This window comes from Ectopseudomonas khazarica (assembly GCF_017915135.1).
Lineage (GTDB): Bacteria > Pseudomonadota > Gammaproteobacteria > Pseudomonadales > Pseudomonadaceae > Aquipseudomonas > Aquipseudomonas khazarica.
On the sequence record NZ_CP068551.1, the window covers coordinates 3,668,077 to 3,693,484 of the forward strand.

Consider the following 25,408-nt stretch of genomic DNA (forward strand, 5'->3'; position numbering starts at 1 on the left):
TCAGCCGTCAAACGGCCATCAGGTCCGCTTCCTTGACCTCCAGGGCCTTGTCGATGTCAGCGACGAACTTGTCGGTGATCTTCTGCAGCTCGTCAGCGGCGCGACGCTCTTCGTCTTCGCTGATTTCCTTGGCCTTGGACAGCTTCTTCAGCTCGGCCAGGGCATCGCGACGCACGTTGCGCACGGCAACCTTGGCATCTTCCGCCACACCACGCGCCTGCTTGGTGTAACCCTTGCGGGTCTCTTCGGTCAGGGCCGGCATCGGCACGCGAATGGTGGTACCGGCGCTGCTCGGGTTCAGGCCGAGGTCGGAGGTCAGGATGGCCTTCTCGATGGCGGCGCCGAGGTTCTTGTCGTGCGCGACGATCTTCAGGGTACGGGCGTCCTCGACGGTGATCGCGGCCACCTGGTTCAGCGGCATGTCGCTACCCCAGGCCGGCACCTTGACGCTATCGAGAATGCTCGGGTGGGCACGGCCGGTACGAATGGAAGCCAGGTTGCGACCCAGCGCATCCAGGGACTTGCTCATACGCTCCTGGGCGTCTTTCTTGATGTCGTTGATCATTGTGCTTCCTCCTCGATCAGGGTTCCTTCGGCGCCACCCACCACCACATTGAGCAGGGCGCCTGGTTTGTTCATGTTGAAGACACGCAGCGGCATGGCGTGATCGCGGCACAGGCAGATGGCCGTCAGGTCCATGACGCCCAGCTTGCGATCGAGCACTTCGTCGTAGGTCAGACGCTCGAATTTCTCGGCATGCGGGTCCTTGAACGGGTCGGCAGTGTACACGCCATCCACCTTGGTCGCCTTCAGCACCACGTCGGCATCGATCTCGATGGCGCGCAGGCAGGCAGCGGAGTCGGTGGTGAAGAACGGGTTGCCGGTACCGGCAGCGAAGATCACCACTTCACCAGTCTTGAGGTGGCGCATGGCCTTGCGGCGGTCGTAGTGGTCGGTGACGCCGACCATGGAAATGGCCGACATGACGATGGCCGGGATGTTCGAGCGCTCCAGCGCGTCGCGCATGGCCAGGGCGTTCATCACCGTGGCCAGCATGCCCATGTGGTCACCGGTGACCCGGTCCATGCCGGCTGCGGACAGTGCGGCGCCGCGGAACAGGTTGCCACCACCGATCACCAGGCCGACCTGCACGCCGATGCCGACCAGCTGGCCGACTTCCAGCGCCATGCGATCGAGCACCTTGGGATCGATGCCGAAGTCTTCCGAGCCCATCAGGGCTTCGCCGCTAAGTTTGAGCAGAATGCGTTTGTAGCGAGGTTGGCGACCAGTCGTCTGCTGAGCCATTGCAAGTCTCTCCTGCGGCGAATTGAATGCTGTATGCAGCACAGGGCTGCAATTGTCCGACACCCCCAGGGCGTCGATGGTCACCTTTCACGGCAACCCTACTACTTTGCCGCCCCCTAGTCGGCAAAGAGGCCGCACGCGCAAGCGGGCAGCCTCTTTGGGGCACTCACCGAAACCGCTGATTACTGCTTGCTGGCAGCAACCTGGGCGGCAACTTCGGCAGCGAAGTCGGTCTCGGCCTTCTCGATGCCTTCGCCCACTTCGTAACGCACGAAGGAAACGACTTCAGCACCGGCTTTCTTCACCAGGTCACCGACCTTGACTTCCGGGTCCATGATGAAGGCTTGCTCGACCAGGCTGGCTTCGGCCAGGAACTTGGCGATACGGCCTTTGACCATGTTCTCGACGATGTTCTCCGGCTTGCCGGCGATTTTCTCGGCGTTCAGCTGCAGGAAGATTTCCTTTTCCTTGGCAACCAGCTCTTCGGAAACCTGGTCCGGCGAAACGACGGCCGGGTTGGAAGCAGCAACGTGCATGGCAACGTGCTTGGCCAGTTCGTCGTTGCCGCCTTTCAGGACAACCAGAACACCGATGCGGTGGCCGTGCAGGTAGGCACCAACGGTGTCACCGGAGACAGCGGTCAGACGACGGATGTTGACGTTCTCGCCGCACTTGGCGACCAGCGCTTCACGAGCGGATTCGCGGGAAGCGATCAGCGGAGCGGCTTCAGTCAGGTTCTGTGCGAAGGCTTCGTCCAGGCTGTCCTTGACGAAGGCCTTGAAGTCGTCCTGCAGAGCCAGGAAGTCGGTCTGCGAGTTGACTTCGATGATCAGGCCACGGCCACCTTCGACGCGAACGGCGATGGAACCTTCGGCGGCGATGTTGCCAGCCTTCTTGGCAGCCTTGATGGCACCGGAAGCGCGCATGTCGTCAATGGCCTTCTCGATATCGCCACCAGCGGCAACCAGCGCCTTCTTGCACTCCATCATGCCTTGGCCGGTACGCTCGCGCAGTTCTTTAACCAGGGCTGCAGTAATTTCTGCCATCTTGAAAATCCTCTCGGTAGGTCTTCAACCATTCACCTGCCAGGCAGGCGATCAAATCTTTGAGTGGCAAAAAGGGGGCCTAGCCCCCTTCTTGCACAGCGCATAACGCTAGATGCTTTGCGTTACCGCTTAGCCTTCGGCGCTCTCGGCAGCCGCTTCTTCGACGAACTCTTCGGTTGCGCCGCCAGCGTTGCTGCGACCACGAATCACGGCGTCGGCCATGGCACCCATGTACAGCTGGATGGCGCGGATGGCGTCGTCGTTACCCGGGATGATGTAGTCAACGCCTTCCGGGCTGCTGTTGGTATCGACAACGCCGATGACCGGGATGCCCAGCTTGTTAGCTTCGGTGATGGCGATGCGCTCGTGATCGACGTCGATCACGAACAGAGCGTCCGGCAGACCGCCCATGTCCTTGATACCACCCAGGCTGCGATCCAGTTTTTCCAGATCACGGGAACGCATCAGGGCTTCTTTCTTGGTCAGCTTGGCGAAGGTGCCGTCCTGGGACTGGGTTTCCAGCTCGCGCAGGCGCTTGATCGAAGCACGGATGGTCTTGTAGTTGGTCAGCATGCCGCCCAGCCAGCGGTGATCGACGAACGGCGAGCCGCAACGAGCAGCTTCTTCGCGAACGATCTTGCCAGCGGAACGCTTGGTGCCAACGAACAGAATCTTGTTCTTGCCAGCAGCCAGCTTTTCAACGAACGACAGCGCGTCGTTGAACATCGGCAGGGTTTTTTCGAGGTTGATGATGTGAATCTTGTTACGCGCGCCGAAAATGTACTTGCCCATTTTCGGGTTCCAGTAACGGGTCTGGTGGCCGAAGTGCACACCGGCCTTCAGCATATCGCGCATGTTGACTTGGGACATGATAGTTCCTTGATAAGTCGGGTTAGGCCTCCACGCATCCCAGTTTCCAACCCTTGCGGGCACCCAGGAAACCGTGTCGATACGTGTGTGGGTTTGAGCTTTCGGACTCAGTGCCCGTAAAGCGGCGCGTTTTATACCACACAAAGCAGCCGCAAGCTACAAGCTTGGAGCAGCAAGCTGCCTTTTGGGGCTTGCGGCCCGTAGCTGTTAATATAGCCGCCTTTATCTGTATGCCTTCCGAGAGCCTGCCATGACCGTCACCATCAAATCCGCCGAAGAAATCGAGAAAATGCGCGTGGCCGGCCGCCTGGCCGCCGAAGTGCTGGAAATGATCGGCGAGCACGTCAAGCCCGGCGTCACCACCGACGAACTGGATCGCCTGTGCCACGACTATATCGTCAACGTGCAGAAGGCCATCCCCGCCCCGCTCAACTACAAGGGCTTCCCCAAGTCGATCTGCACCTCGATCAACCACGTGGTGTGCCACGGTATCCCCAACGACAAGCCGCTGAAGGACGGCGACGTGCTGAACATCGACGTCACCGTGATCAAGGACGGCTACCACGGCGATACCAGCAAGATGTTCATGGTCGGCAAGGTTCCCGAGTGGGCCGAGCGCCTGGCCAAGATCACCCAGGAGTGCATGTATAAAGGCATCGAACTGGTCAAGCCGGGCACCCGCCTGGGCGATATCGGCGAAGTGATCCAGAAGCATGCCGAGAAGAACGGCTTTTCCGTGGTTCGCGAATACTGCGGCCACGGCATCGGCGCCGTGTTCCACGAAGAGCCGCAGGTGCTGCACTACGGCAAGGCCGGCACCGGCATGGAGCTCAAGGAAGGCATGACCTTCACCATCGAGCCGATGATCAATCAGGGCCGCCCGGAAACCCGCCTGCTCGGCGACGGCTGGACCGCCATCACCAAGGACCGCAAGCTGTCTGCGCAGTGGGAACACACCATACTGGTCACCGCCGACGGCTACGAGATCTTCACCCTGCGCGCTGACGACACCATCGCCCGCACCTCGGCCTGAGCCCGAGTACGCCCCGAGCGCAACGCCGCGCGGGGCGCACCCCACCACTCGTATTTAAGGAAGGCACTGCATGCCGCAGATGGACCCCGAACTGTTTGACCGTGGTCAGTTCCAGGCCGAGCTGGCGCTCAAGTCCAGCCCCATCGCCGCATTCAAGAAAGCCATCCGCCGCGCGCATGAAGTACTGGATGCGCGCTTCCATGCCGGCCGCGACATCCGCCGCCTGGTCGAAGACCGCGCCTGGTTCGTCGACCAGATCCTCCAGGAAGCCTGGAAACGCTTCGCCTGGAGCGACGAAGCCGACATCGCCCTGCTCGCCGTGGGCGGCTACGGCCGTGGCGAGCTGCACCCCTACTCGGACATCGACCTGCTGATCCTGCTCGACAGCAGCGACCACGAGATCTTTCGCGAATCGATCGAAGGCTTCCTCACCCTGCTCTGGGACATCGGCCTGGAAGTCGGTCAGAGCGTGCGCTCGGTCGATGAGTGCGCCGAGGAGGCGCGCGCCGACCTGACGGTGATCACCAACCTGATGGAAAGCCGCACCATCGCCGGCCCCGAGCACCTGCGTCAGCGCATGCAGCAGGTCACCAGCACGGACGAGATGTGGCCGAGCAAGCACTTCTATCTGGCCAAGCGTGAAGAGCGCAAGGCGCGTCACGGCAAGTACAACGACACCGAATACAACCTGGAGCCCAACGTCAAGGGTTCGCCCGGCGGCCTGCGCGATATCCAGACGGTGCTCTGGGTCGCCCGCCGCCAGTTCGGCACGCTCAACCTGCAGGCGCTGGTCGGCCAGGGCTTCCTGCTGGAGAGCGAATACGCCCTGCTCTCCTCCAGCCAGGAATTTCTCTGGAAGGTGCGCTACGCCCTGCACATGTTCGCGGGCCGCGCCGAAGACCGCCTGCTGTTCGACTACCAGGCGCGCATCGCCGCGCTGTTCGGCTACAAGGACGGCGACGGCAAGCGCAGCATCGAACACTTCATGCAGAAGTACTACCGGGTGGTGATGGCCATCTCCGAGCTGTCGGACCTGATCAACCAGCACTTCGAGGAAGTCATCCTGCGTGCCGGCGAGACCAGCCAGGCCACGCCGCTGAACAGTCGCTTCCAGGTGCGTGACCGCTATATCGAGGTCACCCACCCCAACGTTTTCAAGCGCACCCCCTTCGCCATCATCGAGATCTTCGTGCTGATGGCCCAGCACCCCGAGATCAAGGGCGTGCGCGCCGACAGCATTCGCCTGCTGCGCGACAGCAGGCACCTGATCGACGACGACTTCCGCAAGGACATCCGCAACACCAGCCTGTTCATCGAGCTGTTCAAGTGCCGCGAGGGCATCCACCGCAACCTGCGACGCATGAACCGCTACGGCATTCTCGGCCGCTACCTGCCGGAATTCGGCCATATCGTCGGGCAGATGCAGCACGACCTGTTCCACATCTATACAGTCGACGCGCACACCCTCAACCTGATCAAGCACCTGCGCAAGTTCCGCTGGCCGGAGCTGGCGGAGAAATTCCCGCTGGCCAGCAAGCTCATCGAGCGCCTGCCCAAGCCGGAGCTGATCTACCTCGCCGGCCTCTACCACGACATCGGCAAGGGCCGTGGCGGCGACCACTCGGAACTGGGCGCGGTGGATGCCGAAGCCTTCGCCCGTCGCCACCACCTGCCCGCCTGGGACAGTGCCCTGATCGTCTGGCTGGTGCAGCACCACCTGGTGATGTCCACCACCGCCCAGCGCAAGGACCTTTCCGACCCGCAGGTGATCCACGACTTCGCCCAGTTCGTCGGCGACCAGACCCACCTGGAATACCTCTACGTGCTGACCGTGGCCGACATCAACGCCACCAACCCCAGCCTGTGGAATTCCTGGCGCGCCAGCCTGCTGCGCCAGCTCTACACCGAGACCAAGCGCGCCCTGCGCCGCGGCCTGGAGAACCCGCTGGACCGCGAAGAGCAGATTCGCCAGACGCAGAGCGCGGCCCTGGACCTGCTGGTGCGCGGCGGCATCGACCCGGACGACGCCGAGCAGCTGTGGAGCCAGCTGGGGGATGACTACTTCCTGCGGCATACCGCCAGCGACGTGGCCTGGCACACCGACGCCATCCTCCAGCACCCCGACGATGGCGGGCCGCTGGTGCTGATGAAGGAAACCACCCAGCGCGAGTTCGAAGGTGGCACGCAGATCTTCATCTACGCGCCGGACCAGCACGACTTCTTCGCCGTGACCGTGGCCGCGATGAGCCAGCTCAACCTGAACATTCACGATGCGCGGATCATCACCTCCACCAGCCAGTTCACCCTCGACACCTATGTGGTGCTGGATGCCGACGGCGGCTCGATCGGCAACAACCCGGCGCGCATCCAGCAGATCCGCGAGGGCCTGATCGAGGCCCTGAAGAACCCGGACGACTACCCGACCATCATCCAGCGCCGGGTACCGCGCCAGCTCAAGCACTTCGCCTTCGCGCCGCAGGTGACCATCCACAATGACGCGCAGCGCCCGGTGACCATCCTCGAGCTGACCGCGCCGGATCGCCCCGGCCTGCTGGCACGCATCGGGCGCATCTTCCTCGAATACGACCTGTCGCTGCAGAACGCCAAGATCGCCACGCTCGGCGAGCGCGTCGAGGACGTGTTCTTCGTCACCGACGCCAACAACCAGCCGCTGTCCGACCCGGAGCTCTGCGCACGCCTGCAGGAGACCATCGTCCGCCGTCTGTCCGAGCCTAGCAGCCCTACCCCGGCGCAGATCACCTTCTGACCCCGGCTCATGATGTGGCGCCGGACGCCACATCATGAGCCAGGATCAGATCCTGAAGCTGTCCACCAGCTGCTTGAGCCGGCCGACCTGCTGATCCAGCTCGGTACAGGCGCTCAGGCTGGCCTGCAGGTTGCGCACGCCGTCCTGGTTGAGCATGTTGATCTCGGTAATGTCCATGTTCAGGCTCTCGATCACCGAGGTCTGTTCCTCGGTGGCAGTGGCCACCGACTGGTTCATGCCGTCGATTTCGCCGATGCGGCGAGTCACGCCATCCAGCTTCTCGCCCGCCTGACCACCGATGCGCACACTGTCATCACTGAAGCGGCGACTCTCGCCCATGGTCGCCACCGCATCACGCGCGCCGGCTTGCAGTTGCTCGATCATCTGCTGGATTTCCAGGGCCGAACTCTGCGTGCGCTGCGCCAGGTTGCGCACCTCATCGGCCACCACGGCGAAACCTCGCCCGGCCTCGCCGGCACGCGCCGCCTCGATGGCGGCGTTGAGCGCCAGCAGGTTGGTCTGCTCGGAGATACCCTTGATCACGTCGAGGATCTGGCCGATGTCGCTGCTCTTCTCGCTGAGCACCTCGATGTGCCGACCGGAGGCCTGAATCTTCTCCGACAGTTCGCTCATCGAGCCCAGCGTGCGGTCGACCATGCCCTGGCCCTCCTCGGCATCGCGGCGCGCATCGCTGGCCTGCACGGAGGCGTCGGCGGCATTGCGCGCGATCTCCTGGGCTGCGGCGCCCAGCTCGTTGATCGCCGCCGCGACGCTGTCGGTGCGCGATGCCTGCTCGCTGGAGTTATCCATGGACGCGTTGGACGCCTGCACCACCGTGCTCACCCGGGCATGCACTTCACGAGTGGCCGAGGCCACCTCGCGGATCGACTCGTGGATTCGCTCGACGAAGCGATTGAAGGCGCCAGCCAGCTCACCGAACTCGTCGCCGGAAGCGATCGTGAGGCGCTGCGTCAGGTCCCCCTCGCCCTCGGCGATGCCGCCCATGGCATGGCTCATCACGTGCAGCGGGCGCAGCAGGATGCGGATCAGCGCGCCCAGCAGCAGCAGAATGGCCACCACACCGATGATCGTCACCATCAGCGCGGAGACGCGGAACTCGCTGAGCGCAGCGAAGGCCTTGCCTTCGTCGACCGACAGGCCGACGTACCAGCGCACGCCGGCCAGCCCCTGCACCGGCAGGAAGGTGACCAGGCGGGCGCTGCCATCGACCGCCGAAGCGCTCTGCAGGGTGGACTCCAGGCGAGGCGCCCCGCCCGGGAACAGCTCCGCCAGGGTCTTGAGCACCAGGCTCTTGTCAGGGTGCACCAGCACCGCGCCCTTTTCGTCGACCAGGAAGGCATAGCCCATCCCGCCCAGGTCGAAGGAGTTGAGAATGTCATCGACCGTCTGCAGTTTCAGGTCGCCACCGACCACCCCCAGCAGGTTGCCACCCGCGCTGACCGGGCGCGTGATGGTGATCAGCAGGCCGTCACGCGGGTCGGCGGCCAGATAGGGCGCTGTCAGCCCTGGCCCACCATTGCCCTGCGCGCTCTTGTACCAGGGCCGCTGGCGAGGATCGTAACCGGCGGGCAGCTCGCTGGCGGGGAACTGGGTGTAGGTGCCATCAGCCTGGCCAAAATAGGCATAGAGGAAGGCGGAAGCGATGCTGCGATGCTGCAGGTTCCTGCGCAGGGACGCCGGCGAGCTGTCGTCCTGCACCGACTCGGCGAGGTTGTCCAGCAGCTGCATGCGTCCATCCAGCCAGTGCTGGATGTTGCCGGTTGAGACCAGGCCGACATCATTGAGGTAGTTGGACAGGCTTTCGCGGATCGCCGTGCGCTGCAGGTAGTCGTTGTACAGCGCGAACGATGCGAAGGCCGCGATGACCACAAGGGAAGCAGCCAGCATGATCTTGTGACTGAATTTCAGGGTGCGCATGGGCAGAGTTCGCCATGAAAAGGGGGAGAGAACGGGTTGGCCTGACGCTATCGGCACGCGACGCCGGGCCTTGAGCGCTGCGTGCGTCGCAGACGCGACCTAAACGGACGAAAATCGGACGGACGAAGGGAATTTCCCCGCAAGGCCTGCCGTGCTAGTGTCGCCAGCTTTGTCACCGCCTCACAAAGGACCCGTCGGATCATCATGAACCACGCCCTCGCCCAGCTGCAGCCCTACCCGTTCGAGAAGCTCCGCGCCCTGCTCGCCGACGTGCAGCCTGCCAGCGACCGCTCGCCCATCGCGCTGTCCATCGGTGAGCCCAAGCACCGCTCGCCCGACTTCGTCGCCCAGGCGCTGACCGCCAACCTCGACAAGCTCGCCGTCTATCCGACCACCCTGGGCCTGCCGGAGCTGCGCCAGAGCATCGCCAACTGGTGCGAACGGCGCTTCGCCGTGCCGGCTGGCTGGCTGGATGCCGCGCGCCATGTGCTGCCGGTCAATGGCACCCGCGAGGCCCTGTTCGCCTTCACCCAGGCCGTGGTCGACCGCAACGCCAAGGGCCTGGTGGTCAGCCCCAACCCCTTCTACCAGATCTACGAAGGCGCGGCGTTTCTCGCCGGCGCAGAGCCGCACTACCTGCCCTGCCTGGAGGCCCACGGCTTCAACCCGGACTTCGATGCGGTGCCGACCGAGGTCTGGCAACGCTGCCAGATCCTCTTCCTCTGCTCGCCGGGCAACCCCACCGGCGCACTGATCCCGGTCGAGACCCTGAAGAAGCTGATCGCCCTGGCCGACCAGCATGACTTCGTGATTGCCGCCGACGAATGCTACAGCGAGCTGTACTTCGACGAGGCCGCGCCACCGCCCGGCCTGCTCAGCGCCTGTGCCGAGCTGGGCCGCAGCGATTTCGCACGCTGCGTGGTGTTCCACAGCCTGTCCAAGCGCTCCAACCTGCCCGGCCTGCGCTCCGGCTTCGTGGCCGGCGACGCCAGCATCCTCAAGCACTTCCTGCTGTACCGCACCTACCATGGCTGCGCCATGCCGGTACAGACCCAGCTGGCCAGCGTTGCCGCCTGGAACGACGAGGCCCACGTGCGCACCAACCGCGACATGTACCGCGAGAAGTTCGCCGCCGTGCTGGAGATCCTCGCTCCGGTGATGGACGTGCAGCGCCCGGACGGCGGCTTCTACCTGTGGGCACGCACGCCGGGTGACGATGCCACCTTCACCCGCGACCTGTTCGCCAGCGAACACGTCACCGTGGTGCCGGGCTCCTACCTGTCGCGCGAAGTGAACGGCGTCAATCCCGGCGCCGGCCGCGTGCGCATGGCCCTGGTCGCGCCGCTGGCCGAGTGCATCGAGGCCGCCGAGCGTATCGCCCGCTTCATTCGCGGCGCCTGAACGACGTCGAAACCGTCGCGGCCCAAGCCCCTGCCACAGGGGCCTGGGCCTGGAATTTCGGTTGTGTAGCCCGGAGACAATCCGCGGACTGCCGGCGATGGCGCCCCGGACGAGCTCCGGGCTACGCGCTTCCGGGGCTCAGCTCTTGTGCAGGCGCGCCTCGGCGATATCCAGGTCGCGCAGGATCTCGGCCAGCATGTCGTCATCCAGCTCGTTGTCCTTGCGCATGCGATACAGCTCCAGGCGCTGGGTACGCAGCGCCTGCAGGCGCAGGCGGTACTCCAGGCGGTCGACCTCGCGCTGATGCTCACGCGCCTCCTCGCCACCACGGGCACGCTCGAGCAGATCGCGGTACTCACTCATCAGCCTCGCCTTCACCTCGACCGAAGCGATTGCGCCCTCGGCATCGGCGGCGCGTTCGTCCTCGGACTCCAGGTAGCGAATGGCCGACTCCAGCATCAGCGCGCGATGGCGGTTGAGCTCACGCTCGTGCACGGCGGCGTTGTCCTGCGGCAGACGCGGCAGGATGCGTGGCAAGGCGACGCTGGCGACCAGCAATGACAACAGGATCACCCCGGCAGCGATCAGGATCAGCAGGTCACGCTCGGGGAAGGCCTCGCCGCTGTTGAGCAGCAACGGCAACGACATCACGCCGGCCAGGGTCACCGCCCCACGCACACCACCGAGCGTCAGCACCGCGCTGAGGGCGATGCGTGACTGCCCGGCGAACCGCGTGGGCTCGCCGCGCAACCGGCGCAGCGCCCCGGACATGCGCCAGTAGCTGTAGACCCAGACGAAGCGCAGCAGCATCAGCACGGCGTAGATCACCACCACCATGGCCAGGGCCTGCAGCGCGAAGCGCCAGGGCATCGCATGCTCGCCCAGCGCGGCGCCGAGGATGTCCGGCAGCTGCAAGCCGAGCAGCAGGAAGATCAGGCCGTTGAAGGTGAACTCCAGCAACGCCCAGACGCTGCGGTTGAGCATCCGCGTCGAGGTCTGCCTGGGCAGCAGATCGAGACGGCTCTGCATCATCCCCGCCGCGACGGCGGAGAGAATCCCGGAGAGCCCCAGGTGCTCGGCGGCCACGTAGGCGGCGAATGGCAACAGCAGCAGGAGCAGCACATGCGGGGCGGGGTCTTCCCAGCCTCGGCCGATCATCCAGGCACGCAGCCGCCCCAGCAGGTAGCTGAGCGCCACGCCGATGGCCAGCCCGCCAAACGCCACCAGGAGAAACTGCAGGCCGGCATCGGTGATCGAGAACACCCCGGTGAGCGTCGCCGCCACGGCGAACTTGAACGCCACCAGGCCGGAGGCGTCGTTCATCAGCGCCTCGCCCTGCAACAGGTTGTTCAGGGTGTTGGGCAAACGCCCATGGGTGATCGCCGAGACGGCCACCGCATCGGTCGGCGAGAGCACTGCGGCCAGGGCGAAACAGGCCGCCAGCGGCACCTGCGGCAACAGCCAGTGGATGACCTGCCCGGCCCCCAGGATGGTGAAGAACACCAGGGCGAACGCCAGCAGCAGGATCGGCGTACGCAGCTCCCGGAACTGCCCCTTGGGCATGCGCCAGCCGTCGACGAACAGCAAGGGCGGGATGAACAGCAGCAGGAACAGCTCGGGATCGAGGCGCACGTGCATGCCCAGGACCGGAATGGCCAGCAGCGCACCGATCAGGATCTGCAGTAACGGCAGCGGCAAGGGGATGAACTGGGCGGTAATACGGGTGCCACTGACCACCAGCAGCATGGTCAGAATGGTGTAGAGCAATTGCATGGCGCGAAACCGGCGGGAACGGGCGGGAGGCTGCGATTCTAGCGCCGTAACACTTCGCAGCGACAGCCACCGCCCAGCCGCGACATGACGTGGCATAATGGCCCGCCGTATTTCCCGGAGCTTCCGGCACGCCACTCATCAGAGGAAGATCAATGAGTTACGTCCTGTATGGCATCAAGGCCTGTGACACGATGAAAAAGGCCAGAACCTGGCTCGAAGAGCACCAGGTCGACTATGCCTTTCATGACTACAAGAGCGCCGGAATCGACCGTGCGAGCCTGGAGAAGTGGTGCAACGAGCATGGCTGGCAAACCATCCTCAACCGCGCCGGCACCACCTTCCGCAAGCTGGACGACACCCAGAAAAGCGACCTCGACCAGGCCAGGGCCATCGAGCTGATGCTGGCCCAGCCCTCGATGATCAAGCGCCCGGTGCTCGACCTGGGCGACAAGACCCTGGTCGGCTTCAAACCGGATAACTACCAAGCCGCGTTGGCCTGATACCTCACCCGATTTCGTTGCAAGGAACCCATATCATGAGCACCACCCTCTTCAGCATCGCCTTTGGCGTCGGTACCCAGAATCGCCAGGGCAACTGGCTGGAAGTCTTCTACGCACAGCCCCTGCTCAACCCGGCAGCCGAACTGGTCGCCAAGGCCGCCGAGAAGCTCGGCTACCAGGGCGGCAACCAGGCCATCGCCTTCACCACCGCCCAGGCGGCCGACCTGGCCGAGGCCCTGAAAGGCGTGGACAGCGCCCAGGCCGCGCTGCTGACCCGCCTGGCCGAAAGCCACAACCCGCTGGTCGCCACCTTCCTCGCCGAAGACGGCGCACCGAGCAGCACGCCGGAGGCCTACCTCAAGCTGCACCTGCTGTCGCACCGCCTGGTCAAGCCGCACGGCCTGAGCCTGGCCGGCATCTTCCCGCTGCTGCCAAACGTGGCCTGGACCAGCCAGGGCGCCGTCGACCTCGGCGAGCTGGCCGAGCGTCAGCTGGAAGCACGCCTGAAGGGCGAGCTGCTGGAAGTGTTCTCCGTGGACAAGTTCCCGAAAATGACCGACTACGTGGTACCGGCCGGCGTGCGTATCGCCGACAGCGCCCGCGTGCGCCTGGGCGCCTACATCGGCGAAGGCACCACCGTGATGCACGAAGGCTTCGTCAACTTCAACGCCGGCACCGAAGGCCCGGGCATGATCGAAGGTCGCGTCTCCGCGGGCGTATTCGTCGGCAAGGGTTCGGACCTGGGCGGCGGCTGCTCGACCATGGGTACCCTGTCCGGCGGCGGCAACATCATCATCAGCGTCGGCGAAGGCTGCCTGATCGGTGCCAACGCCGGTATCGGCATCCCGCTGGGTGACCGCAACACCGTGGAAGCCGGCCTGTACATTACCGCCGGGACCAAGGTGAACCTGCTCGACGAGGGCAATGCCCTGGTCAAGGTGGTCAAGGCGCGTGAGCTGGCCGGCCAGGGCGACCTGCTGTTCCGCCGCAACTCGCTGACCGGCGCCGTGGAGTGCAAGACCCACAAGTCGGCCATCGAGCTGAACGAAGCCCTGCACGCTCACAACTGAAAAGTTGGTTTAACGCTGCTGCGCTAGCCCATACTGCGTTGCAATAAGGCTCGAACGCTCATTTACACCAGTAAACTCCGCGTCCGAGCCTTATCGCGCCTTGTCTGGCCGTCGCTCGCAACACGTTAAACCCAACTTTTAACTGCCAGATGATCTCTGGAAGCATCCATGTCACTGATTTCCCCCTGGCGCGCCGACTTCCCCGGCATTCTCGCCCTCGAAGCCGAAGGCCAGACCTACCTCGACAGCGCCGCTACCGCGCAGAAGCCGCAGGTACTGCTCGACGCCCTGCTCGGCTACTACGGCACAGGCGCAGCCAACGTGCACCGTGCCCAGCATCTGCCCGGCGAACGCGCCACCCGCGCCTTCGAGGCCAGCCGCCAGGACGCCGCGCAGTGGCTCAACGCCGCCAGCGCGGAGCAGATCATCTTCACCCGCGGCACCACCGAATCACTCAACCTGCTCGCCTATGGCCTCGAGTCGCAGTTGCCGGGCGACGGGCAGATCGTCATCAGCGCCGCCGAACACCACGCCAATCTGCTGCCCTGGCAACAACTGGCCCGGCGTCGCAACCTGGAGCTGGTCGTGCTGCCGCTGGACGCCAGTGGCAGCGTCGACCTGGAACAGGCCGCCGCGCGCATCGGCCCGCGCACCCGCCTGCTGGCCGTGACCCAGCTGTCCAACGTGCTCGGCCGCTGGCAACCGCTGCCGCAGCTGCTGGCCATGGCCCGCGCCCAGGGCGCGCTGAGCGTGGTCGACGGCGCCCAGGGCGCGGTGCATCAGCGCCCCGACGTGCAGGCGCTGGGCTGTGACTTCTACGTCTGCTCGGCGCACAAGCTGTACGGCCCGGATGGCGTCGGCCTGCTCTACGGCCGCGGCGAAGCCCTGGCCCGGCTGCAGCACTGGCAGTTCGGCGGCGAGATGGTGCAGGACGCCGACTACCAGCAGGCCAGCTTCCGTCCGGCGCCGCTGGGTTTCGAAGCAGGCACCCCGGCGGTCAGCGCGGTGATCGCCTTCGGCGCCGTGCTGCGCTGGCTTGGCGCCCTGGATACGAACGCCGTGGCGGCCCACGAGAGCGCCCTGCACAGCGCCCTGCTGAGCGGCCTGCAGGCACGCTCCGGCATGCGCCTGCTCGGCGCGCCGCAGACGGCGCTGGCCAGCTTCTGCATCGACGGCGTGCACAACGCCGACCTGGCCCACCTGCTCAGCGAACAGGGCATCGCCGTGCGCGCCGGCCATCACTGCGCCATGCCGCTGATGAAACAGCTCGGCCTCGGCGGCGCGATCCGCGTATCGCTCGGCCTGTACAGCGACGGCGACGACCTGCAGCGCTTCTTCGCCGCACTGGACAACGCCCTGGAGCTGTTGCGATGAGCGTGCCCCGGTTTTCCGCAGGAGCGGCTGGGCTGCACGCCGCTGCAGCCGCGATCGCGGCTGAAGCCGCTCCTACGGGTTCAGGGGGAGATCGGGAATGAGCCTGCCCGGCGCCGCTCAGGAAGCTTTCGACGCCTTTACCACCTGCCACGGCTGGGAACAGCGTGCCCGCCTGCTGATGCAATGGGGCGAGCGTCTGGCGCCGCTGAGCGACGCCGAGCGCAGCGAGGCCAACCGCGTGCACGGCTGCGAGAGCCTGGTCTGGCTGCTCGCCGAGCAGCATGAAGGCCGCTGGCGCTTCCGCGCGACCAGCGATGCACGTCTGCTGCGCGGCTTGCTCGCGGTGCTGCTGGCGCGCGTCGAAGGCTTGAGCAGCAACGAGTTGGCGCAGCTCGATCTGAACGACTGGTTCAACCAGCTGGGCCTGCAGCGCCAGCTGTCGCCCTCGCGCAGCAACGGCCTGCATGCCGTGTTGCGGCGCATGGCCGAATTGACGAGCTGAGCCTGTTGCCCCGGACTGCATCCGGGCTACGAACTGCTTGCCCCCTGCCAGGCCAGCCCTGGCTCAGGCCTGAGCGCGCTCGCGCTGGGTCAGCCCACGCAGGAAGTTACGCTGGATCTGGTCGCCACACTCGCGGTAGTGCCGGTGCCCCGGCGCGCGAAACAGCGCCCCGAGCTCGGCCTTGGTCATCGGCAGGTCGGCGGCCTGCAGGATGGCCTGGATGTCGTCGTCGCGCAGCTCGAAGGCGACGCGCAGTTTCTTCAGCACGATGTTGTTGCTCAGGCGCTTCTCCACCGCCTGGCGCGGACGGCTGTCATCCCGACCCCGCTTGTGGAACACCAGCTCTTCGAGGACATGGGCGAGCAGCACGTCGCTGCAGGCGCGGTACCCGGCTTCGTCCTCGCGCAGCAGGCAGGCCGAGATCAGCCCGGGCTCCACCGGGTAATCGGCCAGCCGGCACAAGGCCTCCAGCTTGCTGTCGTTGACGTTCAGCAGATAGCGCAAGCTGCGCAGCACATCGTTGTTGAGCATGAAAATCCTTGGCAGGCGCAGGACGAGCGTCGCTCAGTCCTGCGCAACGTGATGTGAGGTACTGGGCTGCCAGCTGTCGGCATTGCCCGAGTTCAAGGCCTGCTGCAGACGCTCCAGGTCACCGCGCTTGGCAAAAGCTCGCAGCCCGGCGTTGAACAGGCGCAACAGCTCCGCCGCTTCGGCGTCATCCTTGCGAAACAGCAGGCGCAGCGGCTCCTTGTTCAGGTAGCGCGGATGGTGCGTGATATGACTGGCGTCCTTGGGGAACAGCTGGCGCAACATGGCATAGCCTACCGCACGATCCTGCGGGTGCAGGTCGATGCGCCCCAGCTCCAGCAGGCGGAAGCTGGTGTCTTCCTTGCCGCTCTGCTGCACCATCAGGCGACCGCCGGCCAGCGCCTCGTCGAACTCCGGCCCGTAGGAGTAACCCAGGGTCGTGCCGATGCGATAGTTGAACAGGTCGTCGACCTTCTGCCAGTCGAACGCCTGGTCGGCGCGATGGAACAGGACCACCTCGCCGCGCACCAGCGGATCGCTGCAAACACCGTAATTGAGACGGCTGGGGCTGCAGCTGTAGGGCATGATCGCGCTCAGCTGCCCCTGCTGCAACATCAGCACATTGCGGTCCCAGGGATGAAAGATGTATTCGACCCGATAGCCGGCCTCGGCGAACACCGCACTGACCAGCCGCGCCAGGGCCCCGCCATCGGCGCGCTGCTGATCGACATAGGGCGCCCAGTCACCGGTGCCGATGCGCAGGGTCTGCGGCTCGGCCTGCACCGGGGCCAGCAGCAGGAGCCAGACAGGCAGCGTCAGGGAGGCGAGCATCCGTGCCCTGCGCCCTTTGCGAAAGACGCGCTCAAACCGGTAAGACACAAAATCACCTCTACTACGAATGACGTTCGATGCTTCCCTGTGTTCGTTTGCTGCACCTTTTCCGTTTATCCAGCATAGTCAAATGCGCAACGCGCAACGCCCTCAACCAGCAGCCTTGCGCTCTGCCGGGCGCCGGGCGCCGGCGACCAGCTTGTCCACCAGCCTGGCGGCGGCGGCCATGCCGAAACTGGCGGTGACCATCATCACCGCACCGAAACCGCCCGCGCAGTCCAGCCTTACCCCCTCACCGACGAAGCCCTTGGCCTGGCAGACGCTGCCGTCCGGCTTGGGATAGCGCAGCTGCTCGGTGGAGAACACGCACGGCACGCTGTAGGTGCGCCCCGGCGTACGGGAGAAGCCGTAGTCACGACGCAGCATGCTGCGCACCTTGGCCGCCAGCGGGTCGTTGAAGGTCTTGTTCAGGTCGGTGACCTGGATCTGCGTCGGGTCGACCTGGCCACCCGCACCGCCGGTGGTGACGATCTGGATCTTGCGCCGCTTGCACCAGGCGATCAGCGCGGCCTTGGCCGGCACGCTGTCGATGCAGTCGATCACGCCATCGAGCTGCTCGGTGATGTACTCGGCCATGGTCTCGCGGGTGACGAAGTCGGCCACCGCATGCACCACGCACGCCGGGTTGATGGCACGGATGCGCGCGGCCATCTCGTCGACCTTGGCCTTGCCCACCGCGCCCTCGAGGGCGTGCACCTGACGATTGGTGTTGGTGATGCACACATCATCCAGGTCGAACAGGGAAATCTCGCCCACGCCGGAGCGCGCCAGGGCTTCCGCAGCCCAGGAGCCGACGCCACCGATGCCGACCACGGCCACATGCGCCGCAGCCAGGCGCTGGTAACCCTCCTGGCCATAAAGCCGGGCTATTCCGCCAAAGCGCTGATCGTCTGTATTCATCTATCCCCCTGCTGGACGGCGCGCATTATAGAGATAGCACCTTGCCCACCCAACCCCGAAAGGCAGGTCAGCCGTCGGTCGGTGCCATGCGGCCGGCGCGTGAATGCATCCGCCCAGGCGCCGGATGACCTGATTGGTAACGACTTTTGCTTTAAGATGGCCAGCCTTCACGCCAGCCGCCGCATCGGAGCCGCAATGACCGCCCCCCTCACCCCGACTCTGGAACTCGCCTTCGACCTGATCCGCCGTCCGTCCGTCACCCCGGTCGACGAAGGCTGCCAGGAACTGATGATGCGCCGCCTCGCCGCCTGCGGCTTCGAGGTGGAGCGCATGCGCATCGAAGAGGTGGAGAACTTCTGGGCCCGGCGTGGTGGCGACGGCCCCGTGCTGTGCTTCGCCGGGCATACCGACGTGGTGCCCACCGGCCCGCTGGACGCCTGGCAGTACCAGCCGTTCGACGTGCGCGTGGATGAGGACGGCATGCTCTGCGGCCGTGGCGCCGCCGACATGAAGGGCAGCCTGGCCAGCATGATCATCGCCGTCGAGCGTTTCGTCGCCGACCATCCGCAACACAAGGGCGCCATCAGCTTCCTCATCACCAGCGACGAGGAAGGCCCGGCGCAACACGGTACCAAGGCGGTGGTCGAGCGCCTGCGCGAGCGCGAGGAGCGTCTGGACTGGTGCATCGTCGGTGAACCCTCGAGCACCACCCTGCTCGGCGACGTGGTCAAGAATGGCCGTCGCGGCTCGCTCGGCTGCACCCTCACCGTGTACGGCAAGCAGGGCCACGTGGCCTACCCGCACCTGGCGAAGAACCCGATTCACCTGGCCGCCCCGGCACTGGCCGAGCTGGCCGCCGAGCACTGGGACCACGGCAACGACTACTTCCCGCCGACCAGCTTCCAGGTCTCCAACCTCAACGCCGGCACCGGCGCCACCAACGTCATTCCGGGGGAGCTGAAGGCGGTGTTCAACTTCCGCTTCTCCACCGAATCCAGCGTCGAAGACCTGCAGCAGCGCGTCAGCGCCATCCTCGACAAGCATGGCCTGGACTACCACCTGGAGTGGGCGCTGTCCGGCCTGCCGTTCCTCACCCAGCCGGGGGACCTGCTCGACGCCGTGGCCGCCAGCATCCGCAGCGTGACCGGTCGCGAGACCACCCCGTCGACTAGCGGCGGTACCTCGGACGGGCGCTTCATCGCCACCCTCGGCACCCAGGTGGTCGAGCTCGGCCCGGTCAACGCCACCATCCACCAGATCAACGAACGCGTACTGGCCAGTGATCTGGACCTGCTCACCGAGGTCTACTACCAGACCATGGTCAAGCTCCTCGCATGCTGATCTGCCCCCTCTGCCAGACCGCGCTCGAGCCCAGCGCCAGCGGCCTGGCCTGCGCCAACCGGCACAGCTTCGACCGCGCCCGCCAGGGCTACTTCAACCTGTTGCCGGTGCAGCACAAGAACAGCCGCGATCCGGGCGACAACCAGGCCATGGTCGAAGCACGCCGACGCTTTCTCGACGGCGGCCACTACGCACCGCTGGCCGCACGCCTGGCCCAGCTCGCGGCCGAACGCGCGCCGGCTCGCTGGCTGGATATCGGCTGCGGCGAGGGCTACTACACGCAGCAGATCGGCCACGCCCTGCCGGACGCCGACGGCTACGCCCTGGACATCTCCCGCGAGGCGGTCAAGCGCGCCTGCAAGCGCGCCCCGCAGCTGAGCTGGCTGGTGGCGAGCATGGCCCGCGTGCCGCTGGCCGACGCCAGCTGCAACCTGCTGGCCAGCGTGTTCAGCCCGCTCGACTGGAGCGAGGCCGAGCGCCTGCTCGCCCCCGGTGGCGGCCTGCTGCGCATGGGCCCGACCCGCGGCCACCTGATGGAGCTGCGGCAGAAGCTGTATGACGAAGTGCGCGACTACGACGACGAGAAACACCTGGCGCTGATCCCGGCGGGCATGCACCTGGCGCACAGCGAGACCCTGCAGTTCCCCCTGCACCTGGCCGAGGCCCAGGCCCGCGCCGATCTGCTGGCCATGACCCCGCACGGTTGGCGCGCCAGTGCCGAACGCCGCGAAGCAGTGATCGCCACGCCCTTCGAAGTGACCGTCTCCATCCGCTACGATTGGATCGTCAAAACCCCGAGCATCAGCTCTCAGGACTAGAAGCCATGCGCCAACCCGATATCGAGATCTACCTGAAAGACGCCGAGCGCGACGCCGTGGCCCAGTGGCTGGGTGCAGCCCTGGGGCCTTGCAGCGACTGGCAGCAGAAAGGCCAGACCTTCAAGTGCAAGGCCGGCGAGGTACCGGTGACCTGGCTGCCCAAGGCGGTGGGCAAATGGCACAGCCTGTACCTGGAAAGCGACGCCACGCCCTGGGCCGACGACCTCGCCTGCGCCCGCGCCGCCTACGCCGCCCTTGGCGTGCAGGTTCGCTGCGCACCCGGCACCTGGGTCGAAGATGAAAGCGATGAAGAGGCCGACCGCTGGATCAAGGTCGATGCCGATGGCGAGACCGAGATCGTCTGGCGCACCGAATGAACGCGGCCGCCCGGCGGCCTGCTGATGCCCTCCCCCATTCATGGGAGAGGGTGCCCGAAGGGCGGGATAGGCTCAGGCGCCCCACGCTATGGGACCTTGCATCACCCCCGTAGCCCGGATGCAATCCGGGACCAGAGCGAGGCATTCACAAAGCGCATATACAGCGTTCAAGTTTCGCTGCGGCCACGATAAAGATCAAAGGGTTAGATTCGGCTAGCCCTTTGTCGTTTCGGAGTGACCACGCAGGTGCTTGCTGTAGCGCACCCCGCAACTCGCTCCCGACGAACCATCCCCGCCACGACTATTACTACGTAGATCAGTGGACCGTCACCCATAGCGAGGCCACTTACAAGCGGTTGGCGGCGCTGCCATAAACCTTGCTGCGCTCTCGCTTGCCCACAGCGATCACCGTCACAACCAAGCGGCTGTCGATCACTTCATAGACCAGGCGATAACCGATGGAGCGCAGCTTGATCTTGTAGCAGTTGGGCATATCCCGGAGCTTGTCCGCCTCGACTCGGGGATTCTCAAGGCGCTCCTTGAGCTTCCTGGCGAACTGCAATTGGATGGTGCTGCCCAGCTTGCCCCACTCCTTCAGTGCCTGGGCGTTGAACTCCAGGGCGTACTCAGTCGGCTCCGCCGGCTTGCGCGATGAGGTCATCGATATCTACTCGCACAGTGGGTTCACCACGTCGCTCGCGCACCACTTCGGCCAGGCGGACATCGTCGATCATCTCCAGCATGGCTTCGTATAGCGCTGGAGGCACAGCATAGAAGGCTGGTTCATTGCGATTGAGGATCACGACGGTTTCACCACCGCCTTCGCGGATGGTGCCCATCGGGTCTTTCTTGAGGTCGGTCACCGATGCTGCAACATCGGCCAATACGGCATAAGTCATGGGTCTCTCCCTGCTTTCCTGGAAAGCACGGCAGAGCATAGCTCTTTTTAGAGTGCTTTTAAAAGCACTCTTATGGCTGACCCGCCCTGCAAGAGTCGCTATCCCCAGATGAGGCACTTGTTACGATTGGCCATGGCAGGTCGCTGGCGTGTGGCACTGGAGCCCTCGTATCTACTGGCTTCCAGTCTCGACCAAGGGAGGTGGTGCTATTTCCCGAGTCGAGCTCAGGCTGGCGGGAATCCGGTCTACCCCAGAAACGAAAAGGCCCGTCGATGACGGGCCTTTGCATTGGAGTCTGGGGCTCAGACCGCAGAGACATCTTCCGCTTGCAGGCCTTTCTGGCCCTGGGTCACACCGAATTCGACCTTCTGGCCTTCGACCAGGGTGCGGTGACCTTCGCCACGGATGGCGCGGTAGTGAACGAACACGTCCGGGCCGCTTTCGCGCTGAATGAACCCGTAACCCTTGGAATCATTGAACCATTTGACGGTTCCGGTCTCACGATCTGCCATTACCAACTTCTCCAAACTCGCTATGTTTTTATTGTCCCGAAGGCGCTTTGACGGCTCGGTAAAAACGTTCTTCTCAGCGTTCGCCAACCCCGGCAATTCGAGCATGGAGCAGGTCAAGCGAGTAGCGTTCTTGCTGCAGCCGAAGGCCGAGTATAAAGCATGAACTGTGACTGAAAAGTACTTTTTTGGAACCGCCCCGCCACCTGGAAAAATGCGCTGTTCAGAGCGTTTTTGTCAGCTTTTGGCCAGCAGATCGCGCAACTTCTTCATCAACCGCTGCGCCTGGTCGGCGTCGAGGCGATAGGCCCAGTCAGGCCGCGCGCTGACTTCCTCCACCTTGAAACCTTCCCGCGCCCCCAGCGTCAGCCAGTACTGTTCTCCCTGCCGGTACAGGGCGCCGGCGAGCTTCTGCCCTCCGAAGCCACTGAGGCTGAAGCGCAGCACCGGCGGCTGTTTGAAGCCCACCTGGTCGAGCGGCGCGGCATCAGAGAACTGCAGGCTGGAGAACAGCGTCGCCACGCTGTTGGCAGCGCCCTCGAAAGCGAGCTTCTGCGTTCCGGCCAGTTGCTCGACGGCAAAGTTGTACTGCTTGGCATCGGCCCGGTTCAGGGTGAGCACCTCGCCGTCGGCATGGCGCAGCTCGATGCGCTGGATATCGGTGTAGGGAATGTCACTGATGCGCCGGTCCAGCCAGTCCAGCTCGCGCGGCGGTACGTTCAGCTGGCGATCGATCAACCAGACCTGGTCCTCTCCAGCCAGGCGCACCAGTTGCCCGGTGCCTTGCTGGGCTGCCTTGCCCAGGCGCAGGCCGAGATCGGGGTGGCCGTCGAACTGCAGCTTCAGGCGCAGTGCCTGCTCACCCTCCGCGCCTTGCTCGGCCAGGCCCAGACGCGCGTGCCACTGCGCATTGGCGGTCTTGGCCTCCACCTTCCGCGCCTCGCGCAGCGCCCGCAGCAGGTCGGCCAGTACCTGCCTTGCCGCCGGGTAGTCGGCCTTCGCCGGCACCACCCAGTCCTCGCCGTGACGCTCGATGCGCACCGGAGGCTGGCCCGGCGCCTCGATGTCCAGCGCCTGCAGGCTGCCCAGGTAGTCCTGCTGCGCGGCCAGCCATGGCGCCTGTTCGACCGGCGCGGCGGCCTGCTGCTGGTCATGCCGCAGCGCCAGATAGCCCAGCGCGCAGAGCAGCGCGATGACGAGCAATGCGCTCAGACCTTTCTTGCCCATGAAACCCTTCCCCCTTGAGTGAGATGGAGCCGCGTGGAGCGCACCGATGCCTCAGAGGCGGTGCGCCCGCCGCGCCCTTGCGGAAACCTGTCGTTTGCTGGCGGCGCTGCTACCCGCCGGATCGCAGCCGGGCTACGAAACCCTCGACGTAGGGTGGATGCCGCTTCCTGCATCCACCACAGCGGTGGATCGGTGAAGCGTGATCCACCCTACGTATCACCCCGGATCGCAACCGGGTCACGAAACCCTCGGTGCAGGGTGGATGCCGCTTCCTGCATCCACCACAGCGGTGGATCGGTGAAGCGTGATCCACCCTACGCACCACCCCGGACTGCAGCCGGGATACGAAACCCTCGACGTAGGGTGGATGCCGTTTCTTGCATCCACCACGGCGGTAGATCGGTAAAGCGTGATCCACCCTACGCACCACCCCGGATCGCAGCCGGGATACGAAACCCTACGCACACGCGTTGCAGCGCCTAGGGTCGCGCTGGCCGTCAGGCCTGACGACGCCGGCGCCACAGCCACAGGGCCAGCACCAGCAAGGTCAGCAGCGCCGGCACCAGGGCGATGTTGAGCACCTTCAGGGTGCGTCCCAGCGCCTCGATATCGGCGTTGAGCTGATAGCGCACGTCGCGCAGCTCCTTGCGCAGCTCCAGCTTCTGCTGGATGAAGCGCTGCAGCGCGGTCTGCTGCTCCGGGGTCAGCTCCAGCGCCTTGTTCGGATCATCGCTGCGTTGCAGCGCGGCCAGTTGCTGCTCGGTCTCGGTCAGGCGCGCCTGCAGTGCCTGCTCCTTGTCACGCAAGCGCTGCTCGGCCGCCCGCTGCAGCTCCTCCACCACCACGAACGGACGGCTGAAGCGGCCACGCGAACGCACGCTGATCAGCGCCTCGGAACCGCTCAGGTTGTCCAGCGCGTTGATGACGAAGCTGCCGTTGTCAGCCCAGGGTTGCGGCATGCGCTGGCCGAAGAAGTCCTGCACCTGCACCCACAGGCGATCGCTGAGGATGTCGGTATCGGCCACCGCGATGACGTTGATGTTGTCGGCCTGCCTGAGGCCATCCTTGCGCCCCTCGATGCCATCGGGGAAGGCACTCTGCGCCGGGCCATCGACCCGCGCCGCAATGGTGTAGCGCTCACCGGTCGGCTCCAGCTCACGGATCAGCTCCTCCGGGTTGCTGAGCATGGCGAAACGCTGGGCATCGAAGGGCATGGCGTACTCGGAGCTCTGCATCAGCGGCGTGAAGTGGCTCTTCGCCCCCTCCAGCGGTTCGAGGATGCCGGCCGTGGCGACGGTGATGCTCTCCAGCCCGGCCGTGGCGATATCGGTCTGGTCCAGCGCCTTGCGCGGCAGGCTCAGCCAGGCGGCATGACGCACCGGGCGCTGGCCCTGGCCCATGTTCACCGACATGGCATAGGCACCATCGCCCAGTACCTTGTCCGGGACCATGCGCAGGCCCCAGGCCTTGAACAGCGGCTCAAGGTTCGACGCCTTGTCCACCGCCACCTCACCGGGCATCTCGCCGCTGTCGGCCTCCGCGTAGGGGTCGACGAACACCATCAGCTTGCCGCCGCGCAGCACGAACTGGTCGATGGCATAGAGGGTCTGCTGCGGCAGGTTCTTCGGATGCACCAGCCAGAGCACCGAGACCTGCTCGGGAATCTGGTCGACATCGACCTTGAGGTTCTCGATCTTGAACAACTGGCGCACCTGCTCCAGCACCATCCATGGCGGCGTCGGCTGGCGCGCCATCATGTCGAAGCCACCGGTCATCGGCAGCCCGGACAGCACCCCGACCACCGGCAGTTCGGGTTTCGCCAGGGTCTGCACCAGGCGGCTCAGCTCGTACTCCAGGTGTTCCTCCTGATCCAGGGCGAAGAACGGAATGACCTGGGTATCGTCCAGCGAATTGGTGCCCGCCAGGCCGAAGTAGACCGAGTCGCCACCCTGCTGCAGCGGAATCCCCTGCAGGCCGTACTCGGCCGCCTTGTCCTCGTCCTCGGAGAAGGGCTGGGGGTCGATGATGTGCAGGCGGATCTTGCCGTTCGCCTGCGCCTGGTAGGCCTTGAGCATCTCCTCCACGCGCTGGGCGTAGGTGCGCAGCGCCGGCAGGTCCTTGGCCACCTTGTCCGAGTAGAAGAAGTACAGGTTGATCGGCTCGTCCAGCTCACCGAGGATCTGCCGGGTGCCGTCGGAGATGGTGTAGAGCTTCTGCTCGGTGAGGTCCAGGCGCGCACCGCCCAGGCCGATACCAGCCAGCAGATTGAAGGCAACGAACGCCACCGCGATCAGCAGCAGCCCGGCGCCGGAATAGATCAGCTTTTTCATGGGCGCTCC

24 protein-coding genes are annotated in these 25,408 nt (G+C 65.2%); 10 read left to right on the top strand and 14 right to left on the bottom strand.

All coding sequences use genetic code 11. The features are described 5' to 3' along the window. Positions 1–7: 7 nt before the first annotated feature. The 4 genes from frr to rpsB all read right to left on the bottom strand — a co-directional run bounded on the left by frr (position 8) and on the right by rpsB (position 3,221). Complete coding sequence (frr, locus tag JLK41_RS17295) at positions 8–565, bottom strand: ribosome recycling factor (protein ID WP_037053747.1); 558 nt, start codon at positions 563–565, stop codon at positions 8–10. Further along, positions 562–1,305, bottom strand: coding sequence for a UMP kinase (gene pyrH, locus JLK41_RS17300; protein ID WP_037053743.1), 744 nt, complete (start codon positions 1,303–1,305; stop codon positions 562–564). Before pyrH ends, frr begins: the two co-directional genes overlap by 4 nt. 182 nt (positions 1,306–1,487) lie before the next feature. Beyond that, complete coding sequence (tsf, locus tag JLK41_RS17305; RefSeq protein ID WP_037053740.1) at positions 1,488–2,351, bottom strand: translation elongation factor Ts; 864 nt, start codon at positions 2,349–2,351, stop codon at positions 1,488–1,490. Positions 2,352–2,480: 129 nt separating this feature from the next. Continuing rightward, a complete protein-coding gene (gene rpsB / locus JLK41_RS17310) occupies positions 2,481–3,221 on the bottom strand; it encodes a 30S ribosomal protein S2 (protein WP_024308911.1) in 741 nt (246 codons plus the stop codon). 250 nt (positions 3,222–3,471) lie between these two features. Between rpsB and map the strand changes: the two genes are divergently transcribed. Both map and JLK41_RS17320 read left to right on the top strand, forming a co-directional pair. Further along, positions 3,472–4,254 (top strand): type I methionyl aminopeptidase, encoded by a 783-nt coding sequence (gene map, locus JLK41_RS17315; RefSeq protein ID WP_037053733.1) that lies wholly within the window; start codon positions 3,472–3,474, stop codon positions 4,252–4,254. A 70-nt stretch (positions 4,255–4,324) separates the two neighbouring features. Then, positions 4,325–7,021 (top strand): [protein-PII] uridylyltransferase, encoded by a 2,697-nt coding sequence (locus JLK41_RS17320; protein WP_037053731.1) that lies wholly within the window; start codon positions 4,325–4,327, stop codon positions 7,019–7,021. Between the two features lie 45 nt (positions 7,022–7,066). Here the strand turns inward: JLK41_RS17320 and JLK41_RS17325 are convergent, their stop codons facing one another. Then, positions 7,067–8,959: a methyl-accepting chemotaxis protein gene (locus tag JLK41_RS17325; protein WP_210389443.1), complete on the bottom strand. Its 1,893-nt coding sequence runs from the start codon at positions 8,957–8,959 to the stop codon at positions 7,067–7,069. Positions 8,960–9,163: 204 nt separating this feature from the next. Between JLK41_RS17325 and dapC the strand changes: the two genes are divergently transcribed. Then, on the top strand, positions 9,164–10,360 hold the full coding sequence (gene dapC / locus JLK41_RS17330; RefSeq protein WP_134677464.1) for a succinyldiaminopimelate transaminase: 1,197 nt from the start codon (positions 9,164–9,166) through the stop codon (positions 10,358–10,360). 138 nt (positions 10,361–10,498) lie between these two features. Here dapC and JLK41_RS17335 read toward each other — a convergent pair whose 3' ends face one another. Then, complete coding sequence (locus tag JLK41_RS17335) at positions 10,499–12,133, bottom strand: Na+/H+ antiporter (protein ID WP_210389444.1); 1,635 nt, start codon at positions 12,131–12,133, stop codon at positions 10,499–10,501. 152 nt (positions 12,134–12,285) lie between these two features. Here JLK41_RS17335 and JLK41_RS17340 point away from each other — a divergent pair, with 152 nt between their 5' ends. The 4 genes from JLK41_RS17340 to JLK41_RS17355 all read left to right on the top strand — a co-directional run bounded on the left by JLK41_RS17340 (position 12,286) and on the right by JLK41_RS17355 (position 15,579). Continuing rightward, on the top strand, positions 12,286–12,633 hold the full coding sequence (locus JLK41_RS17340; protein WP_037053721.1) for an ArsC family reductase: 348 nt from the start codon (positions 12,286–12,288) through the stop codon (positions 12,631–12,633). A 35-nt stretch (positions 12,634–12,668) separates the two neighbouring features. Beyond that, the gene (gene dapD, locus JLK41_RS17345; RefSeq protein WP_210389445.1) at positions 12,669–13,703 is read left to right on the top strand and encodes a 2,3,4,5-tetrahydropyridine-2,6-dicarboxylate N-succinyltransferase; all 1,035 of its coding nucleotides are present in this window, start codon (positions 12,669–12,671) and stop codon (positions 13,701–13,703) included. A gap of 168 nt (positions 13,704–13,871) precedes the next feature. After that, positions 13,872–15,077: an aminotransferase class V-fold PLP-dependent enzyme gene (locus JLK41_RS17350; RefSeq protein WP_210389446.1), complete on the top strand. Its 1,206-nt coding sequence runs from the start codon at positions 13,872–13,874 to the stop codon at positions 15,075–15,077. Between the two features lie 97 nt (positions 15,078–15,174). Next, complete coding sequence (locus JLK41_RS17355) at positions 15,175–15,579, top strand: SufE family protein (protein WP_210389447.1); 405 nt, start codon at positions 15,175–15,177, stop codon at positions 15,577–15,579. Positions 15,580–15,642: 63 nt separating this feature from the next. Here JLK41_RS17355 and JLK41_RS17360 read toward each other — a convergent pair whose 3' ends face one another. The 3 genes from JLK41_RS17360 to tcdA all read right to left on the bottom strand — a co-directional run bounded on the left by JLK41_RS17360 (position 15,643) and on the right by tcdA (position 17,898). Next, entirely contained in the window at positions 15,643–16,110 is a 468-nt protein-coding gene (locus JLK41_RS17360; RefSeq protein ID WP_210389448.1) for a YehS family protein, read from the bottom strand. A gap of 33 nt (positions 16,111–16,143) precedes the next feature. After that, positions 16,144–16,938 (bottom strand): substrate-binding periplasmic protein, encoded by a 795-nt coding sequence (locus tag JLK41_RS17365; protein WP_179554644.1) that lies wholly within the window; start codon positions 16,936–16,938, stop codon positions 16,144–16,146. A gap of 150 nt (positions 16,939–17,088) precedes the next feature. Beyond that, a complete protein-coding gene (tcdA, locus tag JLK41_RS17370; protein ID WP_037053705.1) occupies positions 17,089–17,898 on the bottom strand; it encodes a tRNA cyclic N6-threonylcarbamoyladenosine(37) synthase TcdA in 810 nt (269 codons plus the stop codon). A 195-nt stretch (positions 17,899–18,093) separates the two neighbouring features. Between tcdA and dapE the strand changes: the two genes are divergently transcribed. The 3 genes from dapE to JLK41_RS17385 are packed head-to-tail and all read left to right on the top strand — an operon-like array spanning position 18,094 to position 20,434. Further along, a complete protein-coding gene (gene dapE, locus JLK41_RS17375) occupies positions 18,094–19,239 on the top strand; it encodes a succinyl-diaminopimelate desuccinylase (RefSeq protein WP_210389449.1) in 1,146 nt (381 codons plus the stop codon). Then, complete coding sequence (locus JLK41_RS17380) at positions 19,233–20,057, top strand: putative RNA methyltransferase (protein WP_037053699.1); 825 nt, start codon at positions 19,233–19,235, stop codon at positions 20,055–20,057. The genes dapE and JLK41_RS17380 overlap by 7 nt, the downstream gene beginning before the upstream one ends. Positions 20,058–20,062: 5 nt before the next feature. After that, entirely contained in the window at positions 20,063–20,434 is a 372-nt protein-coding gene (locus JLK41_RS17385) for a hypothetical protein (protein ID WP_047592131.1), read from the top strand. A gap of 346 nt (positions 20,435–20,780) precedes the next feature. Here the strand turns inward: JLK41_RS17385 and JLK41_RS17390 are convergent, their stop codons facing one another. The 5 genes from JLK41_RS17390 to JLK41_RS17410 all read right to left on the bottom strand — a co-directional run bounded on the left by JLK41_RS17390 (position 20,781) and on the right by JLK41_RS17410 (position 25,399). Beyond that, entirely contained in the window at positions 20,781–21,095 is a 315-nt protein-coding gene (locus JLK41_RS17390; RefSeq protein ID WP_134677458.1) for a type II toxin-antitoxin system RelE family toxin, read from the bottom strand. Then, positions 21,061–21,333, bottom strand: coding sequence for a type II toxin-antitoxin system Phd/YefM family antitoxin (locus JLK41_RS17395; RefSeq protein WP_210389450.1), 273 nt, complete (start codon positions 21,331–21,333; stop codon positions 21,061–21,063). The genes JLK41_RS17390 and JLK41_RS17395 overlap by 35 nt, the downstream gene beginning before the upstream one ends. 302 nt (positions 21,334–21,635) lie before the next feature. After that, positions 21,636–21,845 (bottom strand): cold-shock protein, encoded by a 210-nt coding sequence (locus JLK41_RS17400; protein WP_024308925.1) that lies wholly within the window; start codon positions 21,843–21,845, stop codon positions 21,636–21,638. Positions 21,846–22,079: 234 nt separating this feature from the next. Further along, positions 22,080–23,069 carry a DUF4340 domain-containing protein gene (locus JLK41_RS17405; protein ID WP_210389451.1) on the bottom strand — a complete coding sequence of 330 codons (990 nt, stop codon included), beginning with the start codon at positions 23,067–23,069 and terminating at the stop codon, positions 22,080–22,082. Positions 23,070–23,566: 497 nt separating this feature from the next. After that, a complete protein-coding gene (locus tag JLK41_RS17410; RefSeq protein WP_210389452.1) occupies positions 23,567–25,399 on the bottom strand; it encodes a GldG family protein in 1,833 nt (610 codons plus the stop codon). Between the last annotated feature and the right edge of the window lie 9 nt (positions 25,400–25,408).

Excerpts from the sequence above, each read along its gene's own strand:
- JLK41_RS17355 (WP_210389447.1), top strand. The coding sequence starts at position 15,175 with ATGAGCCTGCCCGGCGCCGCTCAGGAAGCTTTCGACGCCTTTACCACC.
- tcdA (WP_037053705.1), bottom strand. The coding sequence starts at position 17,898 with ATGAATACAGACGATCAGCGCTTTGGCGGAATAGCCCGGCTTTATGGC.
- pyrH (WP_037053743.1), bottom strand. The coding sequence starts at position 1,305 with ATGGCTCAGCAGACGACTGGTCGCCAACCTCGCTACAAACGCATTCTG.
- JLK41_RS17405 (WP_210389451.1), bottom strand. The coding sequence starts at position 23,069 with ATGGGCAAGAAAGGTCTGAGCGCATTGCTCGTCATCGCGCTGCTCTGC.
- JLK41_RS17325 (WP_210389443.1), bottom strand. The coding sequence starts at position 8,959 with ATGCGCACCCTGAAATTCAGTCACAAGATCATGCTGGCTGCTTCCCTT.
- JLK41_RS17340 (WP_037053721.1), top strand. The coding sequence starts at position 12,286 with ATGAGTTACGTCCTGTATGGCATCAAGGCCTGTGACACGATGAAAAAG.
- JLK41_RS17390 (WP_134677458.1), bottom strand. The coding sequence starts at position 21,095 with ATGACCTCATCGCGCAAGCCGGCGGAGCCGACTGAGTACGCCCTGGAG.
- dapD (WP_210389445.1), top strand. The coding sequence starts at position 12,669 with ATGAGCACCACCCTCTTCAGCATCGCCTTTGGCGTCGGTACCCAGAAT.
- rpsB (WP_024308911.1), bottom strand. The coding sequence starts at position 3,221 with ATGTCCCAAGTCAACATGCGCGATATGCTGAAGGCCGGTGTGCACTTC.
- tsf (WP_037053740.1), bottom strand. The coding sequence starts at position 2,351 with ATGGCAGAAATTACTGCAGCCCTGGTTAAAGAACTGCGCGAGCGTACC.
- frr (WP_037053747.1), bottom strand. The coding sequence starts at position 565 with ATGATCAACGACATCAAGAAAGACGCCCAGGAGCGTATGAGCAAGTCC.
- JLK41_RS17335 (WP_210389444.1), bottom strand. The coding sequence starts at position 12,133 with ATGCAATTGCTCTACACCATTCTGACCATGCTGCTGGTGGTCAGTGGC.
- JLK41_RS17360 (WP_210389448.1), bottom strand. The coding sequence starts at position 16,110 with ATGCTCAACAACGATGTGCTGCGCAGCTTGCGCTATCTGCTGAACGTC.
- map (WP_037053733.1), top strand. The coding sequence starts at position 3,472 with ATGACCGTCACCATCAAATCCGCCGAAGAAATCGAGAAAATGCGCGTG.
- dapC (WP_134677464.1), top strand. The coding sequence starts at position 9,164 with ATGAACCACGCCCTCGCCCAGCTGCAGCCCTACCCGTTCGAGAAGCTC.
- JLK41_RS17400 (WP_024308925.1), bottom strand. The coding sequence starts at position 21,845 with ATGGCAGATCGTGAGACCGGAACCGTCAAATGGTTCAATGATTCCAAG.
- JLK41_RS17395 (WP_210389450.1), bottom strand. The coding sequence starts at position 21,333 with ATGACTTATGCCGTATTGGCCGATGTTGCAGCATCGGTGACCGACCTC.
- JLK41_RS17385 (WP_047592131.1), top strand. The coding sequence starts at position 20,063 with ATGCGCCAACCCGATATCGAGATCTACCTGAAAGACGCCGAGCGCGAC.
- JLK41_RS17320 (WP_037053731.1), top strand. The coding sequence starts at position 4,325 with ATGCCGCAGATGGACCCCGAACTGTTTGACCGTGGTCAGTTCCAGGCC.
- JLK41_RS17350 (WP_210389446.1), top strand. The coding sequence starts at position 13,872 with ATGTCACTGATTTCCCCCTGGCGCGCCGACTTCCCCGGCATTCTCGCC.
- JLK41_RS17380 (WP_037053699.1), top strand. The coding sequence starts at position 19,233 with ATGCTGATCTGCCCCCTCTGCCAGACCGCGCTCGAGCCCAGCGCCAGC.
- dapE (WP_210389449.1), top strand. The coding sequence starts at position 18,094 with ATGACCGCCCCCCTCACCCCGACTCTGGAACTCGCCTTCGACCTGATC.
- JLK41_RS17410 (WP_210389452.1), bottom strand. The coding sequence starts at position 25,399 with ATGAAAAAGCTGATCTATTCCGGCGCCGGGCTGCTGCTGATCGCGGTG.
- JLK41_RS17365 (WP_179554644.1), bottom strand. The coding sequence starts at position 16,938 with ATGCTCGCCTCCCTGACGCTGCCTGTCTGGCTCCTGCTGCTGGCCCCG.